The organism is Tanticharoenia sakaeratensis NBRC 103193 (assembly GCF_000963885.1).
Classification (GTDB): domain Bacteria; phylum Pseudomonadota; class Alphaproteobacteria; order Acetobacterales; family Acetobacteraceae; genus Tanticharoenia; species Tanticharoenia sakaeratensis.
Genome location: NZ_BALE01000003.1, coordinates 108012 through 128290, shown reverse-complemented (window position 1 = coordinate 128290; position 20279 = coordinate 108012). Strand labels below are relative to the sequence as shown.

At 64.7% G+C, this 20279-nt stretch carries 13 protein-coding genes and 1 pseudogene; 7 read left to right on the top strand and 7 right to left on the bottom strand.

Features of this window, described 5'->3' with window-relative positions; genetic code table 11:
* The 5 genes and pseudogenes from B8446_RS01270 to hrcA form a co-directional block, all read right to left on the bottom strand.
* Positions 1-197: pseudogene (locus B8446_RS01270) on the bottom strand (energy transducer TonB); the annotation flags it as partial.
* 502 nt (positions 198-699) lie between these two features.
* A protein-coding gene (gene prfB, locus B8446_RS01265; RefSeq protein ID WP_148505782.1) for a peptide chain release factor 2 occupies positions 700-1831 on the bottom strand; the annotation gives its coding sequence in 2 pieces (ribosomal slippage) (positions 700-1761 and positions 1763-1831; 1131 coding nt in all).
* A 35-nt stretch (positions 1832-1866) separates the two neighbouring features.
* Entirely contained in the window at positions 1867-4596 is a 2730-nt protein-coding gene (locus tag B8446_RS01260) for a penicillin-binding protein 1A (protein WP_048846340.1), read from the bottom strand.
* Positions 4597-4653: 57 nt separating this feature from the next.
* Positions 4654-5541 carry an aldo/keto reductase gene (locus tag B8446_RS01255; protein WP_048846425.1) on the bottom strand — a complete coding sequence of 296 codons (888 nt, stop codon included), beginning with the start codon at positions 5539-5541 and terminating at the stop codon, positions 4654-4656.
* A gap of 98 nt (positions 5542-5639) precedes the next feature.
* On the bottom strand, positions 5640-6665 hold the full coding sequence (hrcA, locus tag B8446_RS01250) for a heat-inducible transcriptional repressor HrcA (protein ID WP_048846423.1): 1026 nt from the start codon (positions 6663-6665) through the stop codon (positions 5640-5642).
* A 242-nt stretch (positions 6666-6907) separates the two neighbouring features.
* On the opposite strand from hrcA, the gene B8446_RS01245 reads away from it, so the two are divergent.
* The 6 genes from B8446_RS01245 to B8446_RS01215 all read left to right on the top strand — a co-directional run bounded on the left by B8446_RS01245 (position 6908) and on the right by B8446_RS01215 (position 13772).
* On the top strand, positions 6908-7978 hold the full coding sequence (locus tag B8446_RS01245) for a purine-nucleoside phosphorylase (RefSeq protein ID WP_048846337.1): 1071 nt from the start codon (positions 6908-6910) through the stop codon (positions 7976-7978).
* Positions 7979-8354: 376 nt separating this feature from the next.
* Entirely contained in the window at positions 8355-9548 is a 1194-nt protein-coding gene (fdhA, locus tag B8446_RS01240; RefSeq protein ID WP_048846335.1) for a formaldehyde dehydrogenase, glutathione-independent, read from the top strand.
* A 388-nt stretch (positions 9549-9936) separates the two neighbouring features.
* Positions 9937-10677, top strand: a complete 741-nt coding sequence (rph, locus tag B8446_RS01230; RefSeq protein ID WP_048846331.1) for a ribonuclease PH — start codon at positions 9937-9939, stop codon at positions 10675-10677.
* Complete coding sequence (gene rdgB, locus B8446_RS01225; RefSeq protein WP_048846329.1) at positions 10674-11288, top strand: RdgB/HAM1 family non-canonical purine NTP pyrophosphatase; 615 nt, start codon at positions 10674-10676, stop codon at positions 11286-11288. The genes rph and rdgB overlap by 4 nt, the downstream gene beginning before the upstream one ends.
* Positions 11278-12606, top strand: coding sequence for an MFS transporter (locus tag B8446_RS01220; RefSeq protein ID WP_158507505.1), 1329 nt, complete (start codon positions 11278-11280; stop codon positions 12604-12606). The genes rdgB and B8446_RS01220 overlap by 11 nt, the downstream gene beginning before the upstream one ends.
* Positions 12607-12680: 74 nt before the next feature.
* On the top strand, positions 12681-13772 hold the full coding sequence (locus tag B8446_RS01215) for a nucleoside hydrolase (RefSeq protein ID WP_048846325.1): 1092 nt from the start codon (positions 12681-12683) through the stop codon (positions 13770-13772).
* Positions 13773-13787: 15 nt separating this feature from the next.
* On the opposite strand, the gene B8446_RS01210 is transcribed toward B8446_RS01215, so the two are convergent.
* Positions 13788-15074: an alpha/beta hydrolase gene (locus tag B8446_RS01210; RefSeq protein WP_053053598.1), complete on the bottom strand. Its 1287-nt coding sequence runs from the start codon at positions 15072-15074 to the stop codon at positions 13788-13790.
* A 75-nt stretch (positions 15075-15149) separates the two neighbouring features.
* Positions 15150-16907 (bottom strand): ABC transporter ATP-binding protein, encoded by a 1758-nt coding sequence (locus B8446_RS01205; RefSeq protein WP_048846419.1) that lies wholly within the window; start codon positions 16905-16907, stop codon positions 15150-15152.
* Between the two features lie 422 nt (positions 16908-17329).
* Here B8446_RS01205 and B8446_RS01200 point away from each other — a divergent pair, with 422 nt between their 5' ends.
* Complete coding sequence (locus tag B8446_RS01200; RefSeq protein ID WP_048846323.1) at positions 17330-20239, top strand: ligand-binding sensor domain-containing diguanylate cyclase; 2910 nt, start codon at positions 17330-17332, stop codon at positions 20237-20239.
* The last annotated feature ends 40 nt before the right edge of the window (positions 20240-20279 follow it).

Genomic DNA, 20279 nt, shown 5'->3' with positions numbered 1-20279 from the left:
GGCGGCGGCGGTGGCGGCGGCGGCGGCGGTTTCGGCGTGATGATCTCCGTCTTGATCGGAGGATGCACCTCGTGAATGATCTTTTCGCCCAGGCCGCTCATCAGCGCCCAGATCACGACGCCCATGATCAGCCCCGTCGCCACAATGGCGATGATATAATCCTGAGGCTTGCGCTGTTGTACGGCGTAGCTCTTCATGTCGAAACCTTCCCAACCCCTACCCTACGCCGGCTTCGGCATTCCATTTCTTCGGCGTATCGGAAACGTACCGTCCTGCGGACGCTTTTCCGATCCACGCTCTGTTCCGGAAGCCAAAACCAACACGGCCGGTCAGGGACCGACCGGACGCCGCATGGCCCGGAAACGATTGGCGACACAATCACGCCCCTGTGAGACACGATGTATCGCACCCGGATTGGGCCGTTCCCAGCGTCTGGTGTCAAGCCGGATATTCGGCAAAACGAACGACTTTTCGGATCGTGCCCTGCATGCGGGAGCCGCAACAACATCACGTCGTTGGCAGATTGCAAAGCGCCTTTTGCGAAATGACGGACAATCGGACAGCTTTACAGCGACCGAAACGAACCAGGGATGCCGCTTTTCCGCCATATTTGGCGCAAATCCGTATCCCGATCGCGGATCTCATAAAAAAAGCCCGCGCCGACAGTGTCAACGCGGGCCCTCAAAAAGTTAAAAATCATCATTGTGCCGAGGCACTGGCCTCCGAACGGGTGGCACCGACCCGTTGCGCCAGGGACGCCGACATGAAGTCATCGAGCGCACCGTCCAGAACCGCGTCCGGATTGCCCTTCTCGACCCCCGTGCGAAGGTCCTTCACGAGCTGATACGGAGCCAGCACATACGACCGGATCTGGTGACCCCAGCCGATATCGGTCTTGGCCGCCTCGTTCGCCGCTGCCGCTGCCTCGCGCTTCTGAAGTTCCGCCTCGTATAAACGCGCTTTCAACATCTGCATCGCGGTCGCGCGGTTGCGATGCTGCGAGCGGTCGGTCTGGCAGGCCACCACGATGCCGGTCGGTATATGCGTGATCCGGATGGCCGAATCGGTCTTGTTGACGTGCTGGCCACCGGCACCGGAAGCCCGGAAGGTATCGACACGCAGGTCGGAATCGTTGATTTCGATCTCGATCGAATCATCCACGACCGGATAGACCCAGACGGACGCGAACGACGTCTGCCGCCGGGCGGCTGCATCGAACGGCGAGATGCGGACGAGACGGTGCACGCCCGCCTCGGTCTTCAGCCAGCCATAGGCGTTCGGTCCCACGACGTTCAGCGTCGCGGACTTGATGCCTGCCTGCTCGCCCTCGCTGCTTTCCATCAGCGTGACCTTGTAGCCCCGCCTTTCGGCCCAGCGCGTATACATGCGCAGCAGCATCTCGGCCCAGTCCTGGGCCTCCGTGCCGCCGGCACCCGCATTCACCTCGACGTAGCAGTCGTTGCTGTCGGCTTCACCGGACAGCAGGCTTTCGATCTGCCGGGCGTGGGCATCTTCCGCAAGCGCGCGCAGTGTCTGCGCGGCCTCGGAGACAAGCGCCTCGTCGCCTTCCATCTCGGCCAGCTCGACCAGCTCGGCCGTGCTGTCGAGATCACGCTCGATCTGTTCGACGCCTTCGACCTGATTGGCGATCATCGTCCGCTCGCGCATCAGCTTCTGCGCGGCGTCCGGATCGTTCCAGAGTTCAGGGTCTTCGGCGCGATTGTTCAGTTCCGCAAGGCGGTTGATGGCGACATCCCAGTCAAAGATGCCTCCTCAGCAGTGCCACCGACTGCTTGATCTGCTCGCCCAGGGCATCGGTCTCAGCCGACATGCCTCATACTCCTCGAAATGCGATGAAGGGCGCCATCAGTATAGTCCCCCCATGCCGATGTCACTTGTGGATGCAGCACTCGCCTGGGGATTGGCCCCGGGCGTTGCGCGCGTGTCAGGCGTCGCGCCGTTCGCAGACGCCGACGACGCCCCGTTCTGTCCCTGACCGGACACCATGTCGTCCTCGGAGCCCGAGATCGCTTCCGCGCCCGTATCCGCCGCACCGAGCGCTTCGGTACCGGCACCGAAGCCGTTGAGCGCAATGCTCGACCCGGGCGTCTGTCCGGGCTTGAACGCATCGACCGCCATCAGCCGTCCCGTATCGTAGCGGGCGAGCGTCATGTCGGCAGGTGTGCGGAAATCCACCGGAGGCCTGTCCGCAAGCGCCGCCTTCATGACGCGGTTCCACAGCGGTCCCGCGATCCGGCCGCCCGTTTCCTTCTCGCCGAGCGACTGCGGAGAATCGTAGCCAACCCAGACCACGGTGACGACTTCCGGCGAGAAGCCTGCGAACCAGGCATCGTTGAAGTTCTGGCTGGTGCCAGTCTTGCCGGCGATCGGCTGCGTGATACCGGTCGCGGCCGCCGTGCCTGTGCCGCGCGCCACGACATCCTTCATCATCGTGATGATCTGGTACGCACTGTCTTCGCTCGCGATCCGCGGACGCTGATCGTCGATTTCCGGCACCGTGACCATGTCGGCCGGATTGGGCGCAGGTGCGGCGACCGGCGTCGGCTGACCGGGTGTCGCCCCGGCCGGAGCCGAGGCCTGCGCGGTACCGGACGCAGGCGGCTGATCTGCCGGCTGACCGGGTGGCGGAGGCGCCGTCTGGGTGATGGTCTTGAGGCCGAAGCCGGCCGGACGCCAGATGATCTGGCCGGTCCGGTCCTGCACGTCATCGATGAGGCTCGGGCTGACCTGTCGGCCGCCGGATGCAATCGAGGCATAGGCACCCGCCTCGCGCAGCACGGTCGTCTCGACCGCACCGAGAGCCGCCGGCAGCACATGCGGCATCTGGTCCACGAGGCCCGCCTTGATCGCCATGTCGGACACGTCCTTCATGCCGAGATGCGCGGCCAGACGGATCGTCACGAGGTTGCGGCTCTCGCGCAGGGCATCGTGGAGCGTTGTCGGCCCCCAGTAGTCATGCTCGTAGTTCTGGGGATGCCAGCTTCCATAGGTGACCGCCGAATCGTCGAATTTCTCCGACGGCGGGATCCCCTGCTCCATGGCTGCCAGATAGACGAACGGCTTGAACGACGAACCCGGCTGACGCAGGGCCTGCGTGGCGCGATTGAACTGGCTGTCGCGGAACGACCAGCCGCCGACCATGGCCAATACGCGTCCAGTGCGCACATCCATCGACACGATCGCGCCCTCGACCTTCGGGATCTGGCGCAAGGCGACGCGCGGACCGTCGGCCTGCGGCTCGATCATCACAAGGTCGCCCCGGCGCAGGCGCCGGCCGGCCTGCGTCCAGTAGAGGTCGCGCAGCATGATCGGCGCCCGCTTCGGCGAACCACCTTCGAGCCAGCCGACGCGACCGAGATCGGGGTCCAGCACGACGGCCAGCCGCCAGGCATCCAGCATGCCGGTCGGCGGCGCCGTATCGTGCAACGCCTGCGACCAGCTTGTCCCTTCGTCATCACTGACGCTGGACAGACGGCCCGATGCGCCGCGCCAGCTGCCATGGGTCCGGTCATAGGCCATGAGACCGTCATGCAGCGTGTCGGTCGCAACCTGCTGGAGGTGGGGATCGAGGCTGGTGTGCACGTCCATGCCGCCGCGCATGGTCTGATCGAGACCGTATCGTGCCACGAGTTCGCGGCGGACCTCGGAGGCGAACCACTCGGAGCCCGGCACCGGGCCCGACCGGGTCTGCACATGCGGCACAAGGGGCTCGGCCATCGCCGCATCACGCGCCTGCGCCGAAATAGCACCTGTTTCGGCCATCCGCTGCAGAACGAGATTGCGGCGATCGGTCGCGGCATCGAGATGGTGATAGGGGTCGTAGTTGGTGGGCGAGCGCGGCAGGGCCGCGAGGAACGCCGCTTCCGCCAGATCGAGCTGGTCCAGCGGCTTGCCGAAATAGGTCTCGGCCGCCGCGGCCACGCCATAGGCACGCTCGCCCAGATAGATCTCGTTCAGATAGATCTCGAGGATCTGGTCCTTGGTCAGGGTCTGCTCGATCCGCATCGCCAGCAGTGCTTCGCGGATCTTCAGCGCAATCGTGATGTCGTTCGTATTCAGCAGCATCACCTTGGCGACCTGCTGCGTGATCGTGGACGCGCCTTTCGGACGGCGGCCGCTATGGGTCACATCGCCCAGAGCCGCGCGCGCGATCGCCAGCGGATCGATGCCGCCATGCGAATAGAAGTGCTGGTCCTCAATCGCGATGAACGCATCCTTCACCTGCGTCGGAATGGCCGCGACGGGAACGAAGATACGCCGTTCGGCGGCAAGCTCCGCCATCAGGCGGTCGTCGCCGGAATAGATCCGGCTGACGACGGGCGGCTGATAGGTACGCAGGCCCGACACTGTGGGAAGGCCGGCCTGGAACGCGCCATACTCGCTCCAGGTCACGATCGTGATCGCCGAAACACCCAGTACGCCGGCCGCCAGAACGACGGCCGAGATTGTCCGGACGCGCCGGAAGCGCGGGCCGCGCGGCGGGCCGCCGTTGGGACCCTGGGGACGACGGGGGCGACTGCCACGCCATAGTGCGCGCAGGCCCTTTCTGGGGCCGAAGGACGGATTGCCACTCATGCGGCGCTGTCTAGCATCCCCACAGCGTGCCGTCGCCCCCTTTGCTCACGCGCCCGATCAGCCTTTCTGGCTGTCTTCCCAGGCCTTGCGACCCAGCCTGTCGAGCGTCTCGATCTCATCCGACGACAGCTTGATCGACGCTGCCGCGACGTTGCTCTCCAGATGCTCCGGGCTGCCGGTTCCCGGGATCGGCAACATCACGGGCGAGCGGTGCAGGAGCCATGCAAGCGCGATCTGGCCATGGCTCGCATCCTTGGACCTGGCGATCTCGTCCAGCGCGGTGTGCGAGGCGGCGAGGTCGCCTCGAGCCAGCGGCGCCCAGGGGATGAAGCCGATATTGTGCTCGGTGCAGTAATCCAGCACGTCTTCCGACAGGCGGTTGACGAGATTGTACTGGTTCTGGACCGTCGTGACGGGAAAATACGCACCGGCGCGCGCAATGGTCTCGGTGCTGACCTCGGACAGGCCGACATGACGGATCAGGCCTTCTTCCCGCATCCGGGCGATCGCCTCGAACTGGGCTTCGGCGGGGCAGTCCGCGCCGACGCGATGCAGCTGCCACAGATCGATCCGTTCGACCTCCAGACGGCGCATGGACATAAGAACGCACTGGCGCAGGTAGTCCGGATTGCCGACCGGCCTCCAGATATTGGGACCATGCCGCGTCAGACCGCCCTTGGTCGCGATCGTCAGCCCCTTGTAGGGATGCAGCGCCTCGTGGATCAGGTTCTCGGACACGAAGGGGCCATAGGAATCGGCGGTGTCGATCAGATCGATCCCGAGTTCGGGCACGCGCTTGAGCGTTGCGATGGCCTTTTCGTGAGACGCCGGTTCGCCCCAGATCCCGTCGCCTGTGATCCGCATCGCGCCGAAGCCGAGGCGCGCAACCTCGATATCGCCACCGATCCTGAATGTCCCCGCATCGCGGGCATTGGGTGTAGGCATGATGCATGCTCCTTCAAGCATTGGTCGCATATGCAGCCCTCGGGCCGCCTGCGCCCGGCAACGCTCCGGAGGCACAGGATGTTCCGAACGGCAGACGCCTATCCGAGCAGCCGCCCGATGACGCGCGCGGTATAGTCCACGACCGGCACGATCCGCCCGTAATTGAGGCGCGTCGGGCCGATCACGCCGATCGCACCCACGATCCGCTGCGCCTCGTTTCGCGCAGGCGCCACCACCATCGAGACGCCGGACATGCCGAACAGGCCCGACTCTGCCCCGATATAGATCCGAACGCCGTCCGAGCTTTCGGCCAGCTGCAGCAGGCGGAGCATGGTCTCCTGCGTCTCCAGACGCTCGAACAGCATCTGAATGGTGTTGAGGCGCTCGATCTCGGTGATGTCGGCCAGAAGATTGCCCTGCCCCCGCATGAAAAGGGTGCCGTGGCTCGCGTCCCACTCCGCAAGCCCGCTCTCGACGACGGACGCCGCCAGATGGTCCAGCTCGTTGCGGTTGGCCGCCATTTCCTCCGCCACGCGTTCGCGCAGGGACATCAGGGTCTGTCCGGCCAGACGCGCGTTCAGGTAGTTGCCGGCCTCCACGAGACTCGACGGCGGCAGTCCGGGCGGCGTCTCGATTACCCGGTTCTCGACCTGCCCGTCCGAGCCGACGAGGATCACGAGTACCCGCCCCGGGCCAAGGGCCACGAATTCCACGTGCTTGAGGGCCGCATCGCTTTTCGGCGCCAGCACCAGTCCCGCGGCCTGAGACAGGCCGGACAGCATGGATGACGCCTCCGTCAGCATGTCCTGCATGGAGCGCCCGCGAATTTCGAGGCGGCGGGAGATCGTCTCCCGGTCGTCCTCTCCCAGCGCGCCGAACTGCAGGAGACCGTCCACGAACAGGCGGACCCCCTTTTCGGTCGGCAGACGTCCCGCCGAGACATGCGGGCTGAACAGAAGCCCGGCCTGCGTCAGTTCCGCCATGACGTTGCGAATGGTTGCGGGCGAAAGGCTCGGCGTGAGCCGTTCCGACAGGGTGCGGCTGCCGATCGGATCGCCGGTCGCGACATACTGCTCGACGATTTCGCGCAGGATCGCGCGGGCGCGTGCATCGAGCCCCGCCATGCCGCCGCCCTGCAGTCCGAGCAGGAGATCACGCGGCAAGCCGATATCGAAGCTGCGCTCGTCCATCCGTGTTCCTTTCGATCGTCGATCCGCCATGGCTCCCATATCGGCATGCATCATCCCCCGGTGAAGGGCGGCGATGAAAAGGGCCGGTGAAAGAGCGCGATAAGGGGCCTGATGAAGGGGATAGCCCGCGTAGCGGTTCTCGCCCATCCTTCACGACATCGAAACGGAGAGACGGCATGAGACGACGCTGGAAACACATGATGGGCATGGTGGCCGCCTGGGCCATTCCGTGGATGGCCTCAGCAGCGCCGGATGTGGTCGAACCGAAGGTGATCGTCGTCGCGGGATGGGAGAACGGTGCGGACACGGGCGATGCGCCGGGAGAATACCAGGACTGGGTCGAGCGCCTGCAACTGACTCAAATCGTGCCGGTGCGCGGCGTGCCGCAGATCCTTCGCCGCAATGCGGACGGGGTCTATGGCATCGTGCTGCGTCACGGCACCGCCGATCTGATGGCGCTCGCGCTCGATCCGCATTTCGACCTCCATCACACCTACTGGCTGTTCACCGGCATTTCAGGGGTCGATCCCCATGTCGCACCTGTCGGCAGCGTCGCCTGGGCACGCTGGGTGGTCGATGGAGATGCGTTGCGTGAAATCGACGACAGGACGATCCCGAAAGGCTGGCCGTACGGCCTGTATGCCATCGGCGCCGACCGTCCCAACGCCCTGCCCGCCAATGCCAATCATTATGGCTCGGTCACGGATGTCGCGGAGCTGACGAAGGCATATCCGCTGAATGCCGGGCTTGCGAACTGGGCCTATGCGATCAGCCGCCATGCGACACTGGACGACGATCCGGACATCGCGCGACGCCGCGCCCGGTGGCGCGGCTTCCCGGAGGCGCAGAAACCGCCGCGGCTCATGATGGGCGAGACGCTGGGCGCGCTGCGATACTGGCATGGGGATGCGCGGACCCGCTGGGCCGAGGACTGGGTCCGGCTCTGGACGCGGGGCAAGGGTCTCTTCGTGATGACGAACGAGGAAAGTCAGACCAACGAGAACACGATGCGTCTTCTGGCATCACTCGGAGACATCGATCCCGCCCGCGTCATGGTCCTGCGCTCGGGCAGCAATTTCTCGATGCCGCCACCGGGCGTGTCCATCACCCAGTCCATGGGCGATGAAGGCCCCGGACAGGCGCTGGCATTCGACAACAACGAGCGCGCCGGCGCGCCGGTCATCGCCGAACTAGTCGCCCACTGGGATCGCTACCGCGATCACATCCCTGCGGCGTCTGCGCCGTAGGTCGGATGCGCCCGGCCGATTTAGGGAATGCCGGGCAGCCTGAGCGCCAAGGCGACAATGTTCACTCTGCAAGCTTTACTTTGCGGGCACATGTCGCGCGGCCGTGTTGACCGGCATTATCATCGTTTGACGGTATCATAAGCGTCTTTCATGCGATGGCGCCCATGGGCCTGTGGGGAACGCCATCGCATACGGCGACGCGGAGGTGCGCCTCTGCCAATCACCCCAGCACCAGACACATGTTTTTCGTAAACATTCGAAACATGGAAGTCCGGGGCCTGCGCCATGCGTTGTGCGCCCTGTTCGGCGGACGATCGCCGTTCCGGGTATTCTGACCCTCAGGAAGACGGCCGGTGCCCGAACCTGGAGACATATCATGTCTGATGAAAACAGAGGCGTCGTGTATCTCGGGCCCAACCACGTGGAGGTCCAGCATATCGCCGATCCGAAAATGGAGGCGCCTGACGGCAGAAAGATCGAACATGCCGTTATCCTGAAGGTCGTCTCGACCAATATCTGCGGCTCGGACCAGCACATGGTCCGGGGCCGCACGACGGCCCCCGCGGGGCTTGTACTCGGTCATGAGATAACGGGCGAACTCATCGAACTGGGGTCGGACGTCGAGATGGTCCGGAAGGGCGACCTTGTATCGGTCCCGTTCAACGTGGCCTGTGGTCGATGCCGGACATGTCGGGAACAGCACACAGGCGTCTGCCTGACCGTCAATCCGAGCCGGGCCGGCGGGGCATACGGGTATGTCGACATGGGCGGCTGGGTCGGCGGACAGGCACGTTATGTCATGGTGCCCTATGCCGACTTCAATCTTCTGCGCTTCCCGGACAAGGCGCAGGCGCTGGAACGCATCCGAGACCTGACCATGCTGACCGATATTCTTCCAACGGGTTTCCACGGGGCCATCAACGCCAAGGTCGGCGTCGGATCAACAGTCTATATCGCAGGTGCCGGTCCGGTCGGCATGGCCGCCGCGGCATCGGCCCGTATTCTGGGCGCCGCCGTGGTCATGATCGGCGACCTCAATCCCGAACGTCTCGCCCACGCGAAGAAAGTGGGTTTCGAACCCATCGATCTGAGCGGCCATGACAAGCTCGGCGAGTTGATCGAGCAGGTCATCGGCGTGCCGGAGGTCGACAGTTTCATCGATGCCGTCGGCTTCGAGGCACGCGGGTATGACGGCAAGGAACAGCCTGCGGTCATCCTCAACCAGGCCATGGAAGTCACCCGTGCCGCCGGCGCGATCGGCATTCCGGGGCTTTATGTGACCGAGGATCCGGGCGCACAGGAGGCAGCTGCCCAGAAGGGCAACCTGACCCTGAGGCTGGGTCAGGGCTGGGCCAAGAGCCAGTCCTTCCACACCGGACAGACGCCCGTCCTGCGATACAATCGCCAGCTCATGCAGGCGATCCTGCACGGTCGTCTGCCGATCGCCGATATCGTCAACGCAACGGTCATCACGCTGGATGACGCGCCGCAGGGATATCGTGATTTCGACAAGGGCGCGCCGCGCAAATTCGTGCTCGATCCGCACGGCATGCTGAAGAACGCCGCCTGACGGGCGCGATCCACGGTGCCCGGCGAGACGCGGTGATGCGCTTTCGCTGTGCACCATGGCCTGATGAAGACCAGGATCTGCCGCTACACGCGCGGCAGGTCCTGAAAATACGTGCTTCCAGAAAAGCTCTGCCCCTCACGGATCTCACGACGATCCGCGATCGGCACTGACGACAATACGTGCATTTATCAGCGACAAGATTCGCATCGCGTTCTGCCATTTCAGACGTCCCCGGCCACTTCCGAGCCTGCTCGCGAAAGACCGTTGCGGCACGGCTTCCGCACGACGACGACCTATCGTGCCATTCTCCCCAGCCGCGCGCCCTGCATTGGCGTCCTGCCGATCGATCGGATAAACCGGCCTTTTCGATACGAAAAAGGACACCATCATGCGCCCAAGCGGACGTGCGCCGGACGTCATGCGCCCCGTTTCCATCACCGTGGGCTTCGCGCGGCACGCCGAGGGGTCCGCCCTGATCAAGATCGGCGGCACGGAGGTTCTGTGCACGGCCTCCGTCGAGACGAAGGTGCCTCCCTTCCTGCGCGGCCAAGGCAAAGGCTGGGTTACCGCCGAATACGGGATGCTCCCTCGTGCCACGCACAAGCGCGGGCCCCGCGAGGCGGCAAAAGGGCGGCAGAACGGACGCACACAGGAAATCCAGCGTCTGATCGGCCGCGCCCTTCGCGCGAGCGTCGATCTTGAAACGCTTGGCGAGATCATGATCACGCTGGACTGCGATGTGCTGAATGCCGACGGCGGCACGCGCTGCGCGTCCATCACGGGTGCCTGGGTGGCGCTGGCGGTCGCTCTGCGCACGCTGGTCGACAAGCGCGTGATCCGGAAAATGCCGGTGCTCACCCAGGTCGCCGCCATATCCTGCGGCCTGACGGCAGACGGCTGCGTGCTCGACCTCGATTATGACGAGGACAGCAACGCCGATTCCGACGTGAATTTCGTGCTCGCCGCGGATGGTGGGATCGTCGAAATCCAGGGCACGGCCGAGAAGGCCCCGTTCAGCGAGATCGCGTTCCTGGACATGATGCATCTGGCCCGCAGCGGGACCGGCATCCTGTTCGCGGCCCAGACGGAAGCCTTGAACGCTGCACAATCAGGAGCCCCAGCGCCATGAGCGACCGCAAGCCCCCCGTTCTCGCCCGTGGCGACACGTTGCTGATCGCAACCCACAATGCCGGCAAGATGCAGGAATTCGCGGCCCTGCTGGCGGATGCAGGCATCACGGTCGTATCCGCAGCCTCGCACGACCTGCCGGAGCCTGAAGAAACAGCTGATACTTTTGCAGGCAATGCCGAGATCAAGGCGCGGGCCGCAGCGGAAGCCACGGGCCTGCCGGCTCTGGCCGACGATTCGGGCTTCTGCGTCGGTGCGCTGGAGGGGCGTCCGGGCGTCTATTCCGCGCGCTGGGGTGGGCCGACGCGCGACTTCGACGCCGCCATGGCTCGCGTGCACACTGAAATGGGCGAGACCTCCAACCGAACGGCCTGGTTCGAGGCGGATCTCTGCCTGGCCTGGCCGGACGGGACGGTGCGGCATTTCACAGGCCGATGCGACGGCACGGTCTGCTGGCCGCCACGCGGCGCGCACGGCCATGGCTATGACCCGATCTTTGTTCCCGACGGGGAAAGCCGCAGCTTTGCCGAGATGACGGGCCCCGAAAAAAACGCAATCAGCCATCGCGGCCGTGCACTCGCAGCTTTCCGCGCAGCCTGTCTTGGCGACTGACGGGCAGGCCGCCCGAATACCACTCCGGCAGCCTGCAAGTCTCCGAGCCAACGCACTGGCACAGGGTGCGTGGTATTTTGCCCGCTACGGGGCGCAGTCGATCATCGTCCTGTATCTCGTTCATGCGCTGCTGCCCCGGGCCGGTGCCCATGGGTCTGCCGTCCTCGGGCTGGCGACCGCCGAGCGCTGGCTCGGGCTTGCGGGTGCGGCGCCTTCGGTCATCGCGCCGGCGCTTGTCGGCATCACGGCATTGCTCGACATCCCGGCGCAGATTGCAGGCGGCGTCCTGGGTGATCTGTGCGGCCGCAGGCGCGCCGCACTGGCCGGCGTGCTGCTGATGGTGATCGCGAACCTGTTGCTGTGTTTCGATCGCACGGCGCTCCTCGCCACGTTGTGCGACATGCTCGGCGGCGCCCTTGCGATCAATCTCTTTGCAGCCCTCGGCGACCTCTACACGGCGGATGACCCGCGGCGTGCGGATGCTTTCCGGATCACGGCGCTGGCGCAGGACGTGGCAACCGTGCTCGGCCCCCTGATCTGCGGTGGCGTGGCCGCGAGATTTGGCTGGCACGCGGGTTTTGCGGTGGCGGCGGCAATCCTTGCGGCAGGTGCCGTCTGTTACCGGCTTGGCGCCGGTCCACTGCCGATCGCGTCCAGGGCCCGGATGAGGATCGATGCGCGCGACGGTTTGCGTCTGGCGGCACTCGCGCTGCTGCTGCCGGTGCTGGCTCTCGCCGCCCTTGGCAACGAGCAGATCTACGATACCTATCCGCTCTGGGCCGAACAGCATGCGGATCTGCATGTGGCGGGCCACCTCATGCCGCCGGGGTGGCTGCTGTCGCTCGATGCGGCGGTCAGCATCATGATGCAGGTCGCAGTCACCGCATTCTGGCGTGCATGGGCCCGCCGTCGCACGCCGCCCGGCGAACTGGCGCAAATCGCTGCGTTTGCGTGGATCGCCCCGCTCGGGCCTTTGCTGCTCTGTTTCGCGAGCATGCTGCATTCAGGATCGGGTGCGATCGGCTTTGGCGGGCTGATCGCCTTCCATATCCTGAACGATACGGCGATGGCTGTAGTTCAGCCGGGTGGCATGGCGCTGTTTGCGCATGAATCGTCCGCCGCTTTTCGCGGCACCGTGATGGCGGTCTATGTCACGAGCGACCGGTTGGCCGACGGCATGGCCGGTCGGCTAGGGGCAGCACTTCCCCATCTGGGCTCGGCTGATTTCTGGCTTGCCCACGCCGGCCTCATCGCGCTCGGCGCACTGTGCCTCACGCTGGCGGCGCGCCTCTTGCATCATCTGTTTGCCGGACGCTGACGATACGGTTCCGGATCGAGAATTTTCCTGCAAGGATCGCCTGCCCGTTCAATCCGCCTGAGGCCCGCCGATTCATGCCCGCATTCAAACGTCTTTTCTGTGCCGCGCTGCTTGCAGGCGCACTCCATCCGCCCGGCATGGCCCGCGCACAGACGCCGCAGTTCGTCATCGAGGACAATGATTACGACGGGCCGGGCGGATCGAACGTGCAGTCGGTCATTCCCCTGCTGGCCGCACCGAACGTGCAGGTTCTGGGCTTCACCGTCTCGACCGGCGACGGTTGGGAAAACGCCAATTCCGCGCATCTGCGGCGTTTTCTCGAAATCGCGCATCGGACCGACGTGCCGGTCTATGATGGTGCGGTCTACCCGCTGATGAATACCGTCGCGGCCATGAAGATGCATGAACAGCAGTTCGGTCCGCTGCCGTGGAAAGGGGCATGGGGCGGTGCCGGATCGATCGAGACCGCATCCCCGACCCAACCCCCGCTCAAGCCTCTACGGGAAGGAGATCCGAAACTGGCCGCCCAGTCCGAGGAGGCCGCCCTCTTCCTGATCCGGACCGTGCATCGCCATCCGCATCAGGTCACGATCTTCGAGGCCGGCGCCATGACCAATCTGGCGCTGGCGATCCGGCTCGATCCTACATTCGCATCGACTGCGAAACAACTCGTCTTCATGGGCGGACTGATCGACACGAACATGTCGGCCATCAACGGCAATGCCGCCTACACGGACGACTTCAACCTCGTCTTCGATCCGGAAGCCGCCCACATCACCCTGACCGCCGACTGGCCGAAGATCACGGCCGTGGGCAACATCTCGGCGAAGCTGATGCTGTCACGAGCCGATCTGGCTGCCCTTCAGGATCATCCCTCGCCCGTCACGCGTTACATGCAGACCTATTACGATCCGATGCCGCTCTGGGACGAGATGGCGGCTGCCATCGTGGTCGATCCGGCGCTGATCACGAAATCCCAGACGGTCTACATGGACGTCGAGACGCGTCCCGGCATCGATTACGGCCGGGCCCATGTCTGGACCCGCGCGCAGGCGCCGGTCAACATGGGCGTACGGCCGGTCGATCTGGTCGAACAAGTGAACGAACCCGCCTTCCTGACACGGTTTCGCAAGGATGCACAGAGCCTGGGAACGACAACGCCGTAACCCAGGAGCGGCGACCTATCGCCCGGTCGGGCGATAGCCGTGCCAGAGCCATAGGAGTGCTTCGGGCAGGGTCTGGGCGATCGTCGACCGGTCCACATGGCCGACGCCGCGGGACAGGACGAACTGATAGGCGTATCCCTTGGCCGCCAGCGCCGCTGCCATGCGTTCGTCCGCGAGCGTCCAGTCATGCATCCCGTCCGGCATGTTGGGCGCGGGATAGAAGAGGTCCTGATCACCTGCCTCGAACCACATGCGGATCGGCTTGGCCGGCGTGTCCTTCACCAGCGACCGTGCGGCGCCCGGACCACCGCCCGCTCCCGTCCATGCATCGTGATATTGCCATGCGCCCCCCGGCAGGTTCGGATCGCGCGGCCATTGCTGGTTCGTGAACGTCGGAGAATAGGCCAGCACTCGCCGGAACAGGTCGGGATGAAACCACGCCATGGTAAAGGCCGCGGCACCGCTCGAACTGACGCCCATGGTCGCGCGGCCATCCGGATCATGTGTGATGCGAATGTTCGCGGCCTTTTCCGCACGCGGCAGGACTTCCTGCGCCACCCACTCCGCATAGAGCGGCGAGACGGCATCATATTCCCGCCCGCGCTCGCTGCCCTGCGCATCCTGTCCGCCTGATCCGATCCCGATGGCGACGATCGGCGGCAACTTCTTCTGTGCAATCAGGGCGTCCAGCACCGTGAAGAGGTCGCGCCCGTTATAGAATCCGTCCGCCCCGCCATCGCCGAACACGAGGATCGGCGCAGGCGTCCCGGGCACATACTGCGCCGGAACATACACATCGACCGAGCGCTCCCAGGGACCGGGGTGGCTTGTTGCAAGCTTCAGGTCGGAGGGATCTCCGGGCGCAGTCGGCGCCGCATAGACTGCACCGTTCGGACAGTTCAGCGGATCGTCGCGCACTACGCCGGGATTGAACACTCTTGCCTTCGCGGAGGCCATCGTGAAGGACACGATGCGCCCGTGCGGCACGCTGTCGCTGGGGATGGTTTCAGGTGCGGCCTCATGAGACGCACCGAGAATGAAATTGCCGTTGCCCGAGACGGGCGGCACGACGCCGTCCGCCAGATGCGTCGCAGCCGGATAACCTGCCTTGCCCGGGTCACGGACCGGCGGAGAAACCGTCGTATCGAGCCCTCGCGTATCGATGAAGAAGGGCTTGCGCGGGTCCGTCGTGTTGGCACCGGGCGGTACATCCGCTCCGGATGGAAGGCATGGCGCGGCTATTGCCGGAACGCTCAGCCCTGCCGCAATGAACAGGGCTGCAAGGCGTGGGGTGACCGACATGTAACGATGCTCCGTGACGTTCCGAGACGACACAGATCACCGCCAATGTGGCATCCCGGTCAAATCAGGCGCGCGTCAGCCCTCCAGCGACTGCAGTTCGAACAGCCGTCGGTAGATGCCGCCGTCCTGCTGGATCAGGGTGGCATGCGTGCCGTCCTCACGCAGCTCACCATGGGCGAAGACAAGGATCCGATCCAGTTCCATGACCGTCGCCAGCCGATGCGCGACCACGATGACCGTGCGCCCCACCATCAGACGCCGCATGGCATCCTGCACCAGCGCTTCCGATTCCGAATCGAGGCTGGACGTCGCCTCGTCGAAGATCAGGATCGGGGCATTGGCCAGAAACGCGCGGGCAATGGCCACGCGCTGGCGTTCGCCGCCTGACAGCTTCACGCCGCGTTCACCCACGAGCGTCTCGTAGCCTTCCGGAAGACGCTCGATGAATGCGCTTGCATTGGCCAGGCGAGCGGCTTCCTCGATTTCGGCCGCAGTGGCCTCAGGCCGGGCATAGGCGATATTCTCGGCCAGCGAGCGATGAAACAGGATGGGTTCCTGCGGCACGATCGCGATGTGCTGGCGCAGGGATTCCTGGGTGACAGTGGAGATGTCCGTGCCATCGATCAGGATCCGGCCGCCGTGAATGTCATAAAGACGCTGCAACAGCTTGGTGAGTGTCGTCTTGCCCGAGCCCGAGGGCCCCACGAGTGCCACGCGCGCGCCGGGTTCGATCGTCAGGTCGAGATCGCGATAAAGCGGCGTTGCCTGTCCGCGATACTGGAACCGGACATGTTCGAAGCGGATCGACCCGTTGTGGAAATCCGCGATCGCCGCGTGCGGATGGTCCTGCACCTCGGGGTCGCGTCCGAAAATCGCAACCAGCTCTTCCATCTCGTTGACGGAACGTTGCACCATCGAGACCTGCTGACCCAGATCGCGCAGGTATCCCTGCACGAGGAACACCATGGTCAGCACATAGGCGACGTCGCCCGGGCCTGCCTCGCCATGCCACCACATCAGGACAGCGATGGCGATCAAGGCGATCCGCATCACAAGGGATGCAAGATTCTGCAGGTTGCCGCTGTTGGTGCCGCGGATCCACCCGCGGCCGGTGTGGTGGCTCCAGTGGCGCAGCGTCGCATCCAGGCGGGCGTCTTCGCGGCGTTCGGCACCGAACGCCTTCACCACCGCGTTGCAGGTCACGGCATCGGCCATGGCCGCGCCCATCTTCGTGTCCCACTGGTTCGCGCGACGCGCGGTGGGCGCGACATAATACAACGTAAGCGCGATCGAGAGCCACGCGAACAGGACGACCGAGACCGCGAGCACGAGGCCCATGATCGGCGCGCGGATCGCCAGCACGATCGTCGTGCCGACGAGCACGAGCACTTCCGGCAGGATCAGCAGCAGCAGCGTGTCGTCCAGCGTGTCGATCGCCCAGATGCCGCGCGTCAGTTTGCGGACGGTCGACCCGGCGAACGTGTTCGCATGCCAATCGGTCGAGAACCGCTGCACACGCGCGAACGCTTCGGTCGCTACACGCCGCATGATGGCGAGCGTCAGGTAGGTAATCCCGATGAACGAGGTCCTGCGGCCGAGCAGGCCGATGATCCCGAGTCCGATCAGGCCCGATACCATCAGCAGCGCATCATCGTGCGCAGCCCGTGTCGCTGCATCGACGACCCCGTCCGGCACGCGGCGGGCGACATCGGTTACGAGGCGCCCGGACAGGACGGGCATGCAGATGTCGGCCAGGGTCGCCAGCCCCATGCCCACGACCGTCTTGGTCAAGAGGCGCGGGTGATGCATCCATCGCGCGACCACGAAACGCAGGACGTTGACGAAGCCGACGCCGGCTGCCCGCGCGCCTGCTTCGCTCGCGGAAGCTTGATCTTCCTCATCCTCGTCGTCGTGGGGCTTATGGGCATGCCCTTCCGGCGCCGCGCACGCGGTAGCGTCCGCAGGCGGAGGATTGCGACGCGCAGCAATTTCCGCATCCGACGGGTGGGAATTTTCTTCGAGTTTCAACGGTTCCGACAAGTAAAACTCCGAAAACTGGGTGCCGGATCAGGGCAACGTCAGTGTGTTGATCGCCTTGGATCAGGGCATGACCATAAACGGCGGCATGGTCTTGCGCCGACCAGACAAAAAATGGCGCGTTTTTCCCGCCTGGGGTAAGATTTCCTTAAGCGCTTCCCGATAGTGTAGCACGCATGTACGCCAGCCCAATCCGGCCGGAGACGGCTTCATGCAAGATGAGCCTGCATGTACCACCTCGTGCCGCGCGCGTGGCGGTGCAGGCGATGGCGTTCGCGGTCTGGTGTCTGGCCATCCCGCTGGCCAAGGCTCAGCACGTCTCGGTGCGCAGCTTCGGAGAAGCCGAAGGGCTCAATGAAGAAGCGGTTTGGCATCTTGCGCAGGAGCCGGAAGGGTTTCTGGTTGTCGGAACGGAGAGCGGCCTCTTCGTGTTCGACGGACGCATCTTCTTTCGTCTCGGGACCGAGCAGGGTCTGCCGCTGCATATCGGCGTGCGCGCCCTGATCACAACCCCCGACGGTCGAATTGCCATGGCGGACGACCATCGCGTTCTTCTGTCCCGGACGGCAGCCGACGCCGTCCATCCGATACCGACGCTCCAGTTCGACGATGTCACGCCCGCAGGACGCTCCCGCGACCAGACCTTTCACGGGCTTCTGTGGTGGCATGGCTCCCTTCTCGCGCAGCTTGGCGGCCGTATCGTCCCCGTGGGGTCCGCCCGGATGTCTCCGCTGCCTGATGTGTTGCGCAGTATCGGCAATGTCAGCGGAATGGCAGCGCATGACGATACGCTCTGGATCGGTACGACGGACGGGCGATTGTGCCGCATGACCTCAACCACAGCCGACTGCCAGCAGACGGCTGATCCTGTATCTCATGGACCGCCGGACGACTGGGCGGCCGTGGCCATCGGGAAAGATGGCACCGTCTATGCCCGCTCGGCCCACCATTTCGCCTCGCGACCCGCCGGCGCTACGACATTCCGGATCGAATCCATCACGGACGATCGTGTCGGCGACGGGTTTCAGAACCATGTCCGGCTGACCATCATGCCGGATGGCACTGTGGTGACCGAGGCGCTCGGCCGTCTGCTGGTGCGCAGCGGATCCTCCTGGCGGATCCTCAACCTGCCGCCAGAATGCGCAGGCGGCGTGGCCTCGGCACTTCTTGGCGGCCGTGACGGCGAGCTGTGGGTCAGCCTGCCGGGCAATGGCCTTGCCGAAGTGGCAAATTTCGGCGGGATCGAAAATTTCGCCGCGGCTGACGGTCTCGATGTCGGCGAGATCTGGCAGATCGTTCGCCAGGACCATGGCCTGCTGCTGATCGGCTCGTCGCGCGGCGTCGTGCGCATGGGCGTGACAGGCGACCCGCTGTTCCGGCTAGCACCGGACCCTGCGAGCTACATGGTGCAGAGCAGCATCGATGGTCAGATCTGGGCCTCCCACGGGATCAATCAGGTCGTCAATTTGTCGCCCTCCGGGCAGATCCAGCACAGTTTTCAGGTATCCGGCCTGCACCAGCTCCTTCTCGACCGGGACAAGGTGTTATGGCTCCTGACCGCGCACGGGCTGGACCACATCGATACGGCCGCGAGTGAACCACGCACCGTCCAGCCCGACCCTCATCTGCGAACGCCGCTTCTTGCCGGATTGCGCGATTCGAGCGGACGTCTCTGGCTGGCCGGCCCCGATCGCCTTCTCCTGCGCTGGCCCGACGGACGGGTCGAAACCCTCCTTGATCACTGGCCCAGCGCGGACTTCCTTCCGGCGACACTGGTGGAAATCGGTTCCGATCATGTCTGGATCGCGGGTTCGGGCGGGCTCATGTCAATCGTCCGCACCGCGCCGAACCATGCATCCGCCTCTCCCGTAGCGGGACCGCGTATCCTTGGACGGACTTTCTACAGTCTGGTCCGGGATAACGCAGGCCGGATCTGGGCCGGCACCGATCATGGCGTTGCCGCGTTCGACGGGCAGCGCTGGATCAATGTCTCGATGAACGAGGGGCTGGTCTGGAACGAGACCAACGAATTCGCGATCTTCATCGACACAGACGAAACGGTATGGGTCGGCACCAGCCGCGGCCTCTCCCATTTTACCCGACCAGAGCTCCTGTTTCGCCATCGCGATCTTCAGGCGGTCGTCTCGAGCATCCAGATCGGCGCGCATGCCTTTCGAGGGCGAGCGGTGCCCTTTTCCTATGATCCGGTGATGATCCGCTTCACCGCGCTGGACCTGCCGCGCGCGCATAACCTGCATTTCCGCTATCGCCTTGCCGGCGTCGATCAGGACTGGATCGAGACGTCGAGCAACTTCGCCCGCTACCCGAGCCTGCCGCCGGGACATCATGACTTCTCTGTCGTGGCGTTCGATCCGATGACCGGCGATCAGTCCGCACCAGCACACATCCTGTTGCGCATGCGCATGCCATGGTGGCGCTGGTGGCCGGTCGAAGCTCTTTACGGGCTGCTCACCGGGCTTGCGCTTCTGACAGTGCTCCATCTGCGCGGCCGGATGCTGAAGCGTCAGCGCCGGATCCTGCAACAGACCGTCGAACAGAGAACGCTGGAACTCGAGGCCGCGCGCGCGGCCCTCGAACACGAAGCCCGCACGGACAGCGTCACGGGCCTCCTGAATCGCAGGGCCATTCAACAACATCTCTCCGAGCATCTGTCCGGCGTGAATTTTGCTTCCGGGCGCGGCCATCATCGCGTCGCAAACAATGAACCCTCGCTTCCCTGTGCCGTCGCCCTGCTCGATATCGATCATTTCAAGCGGATCAACGACGTCCATGGCCATCTGGTCGGCGACCAGATCCTGCGCGAGATGGGAGAAAGACTGGGCGCTTTTCTGGCGCCGGAAGAATTCTGCGGACGTTACGGCGGAGAGGAATTCCTGTTCATCTCCGGACTCGCGGGTCAGCCGGGCATGCAACGTCTCATTGCCCTGATCCAGTCCCTGACGCAGGTACCATTCGGGCACGGGGGCGCGCCCATCCACATCACGCTGTCGGTCGGCATGGCAACCGTGCAGCCTTCGGACAATTGGGAGACCGTGATAAGCCGGGCGGACAAGGCGCTTTACGATGCCAAGGCCGCAGGCCGCGATCGCATCGTGGAAGCTGCCTGACGCAGGTTTCCGACCGTTCGCGCCAAGGGGAAATGATGGC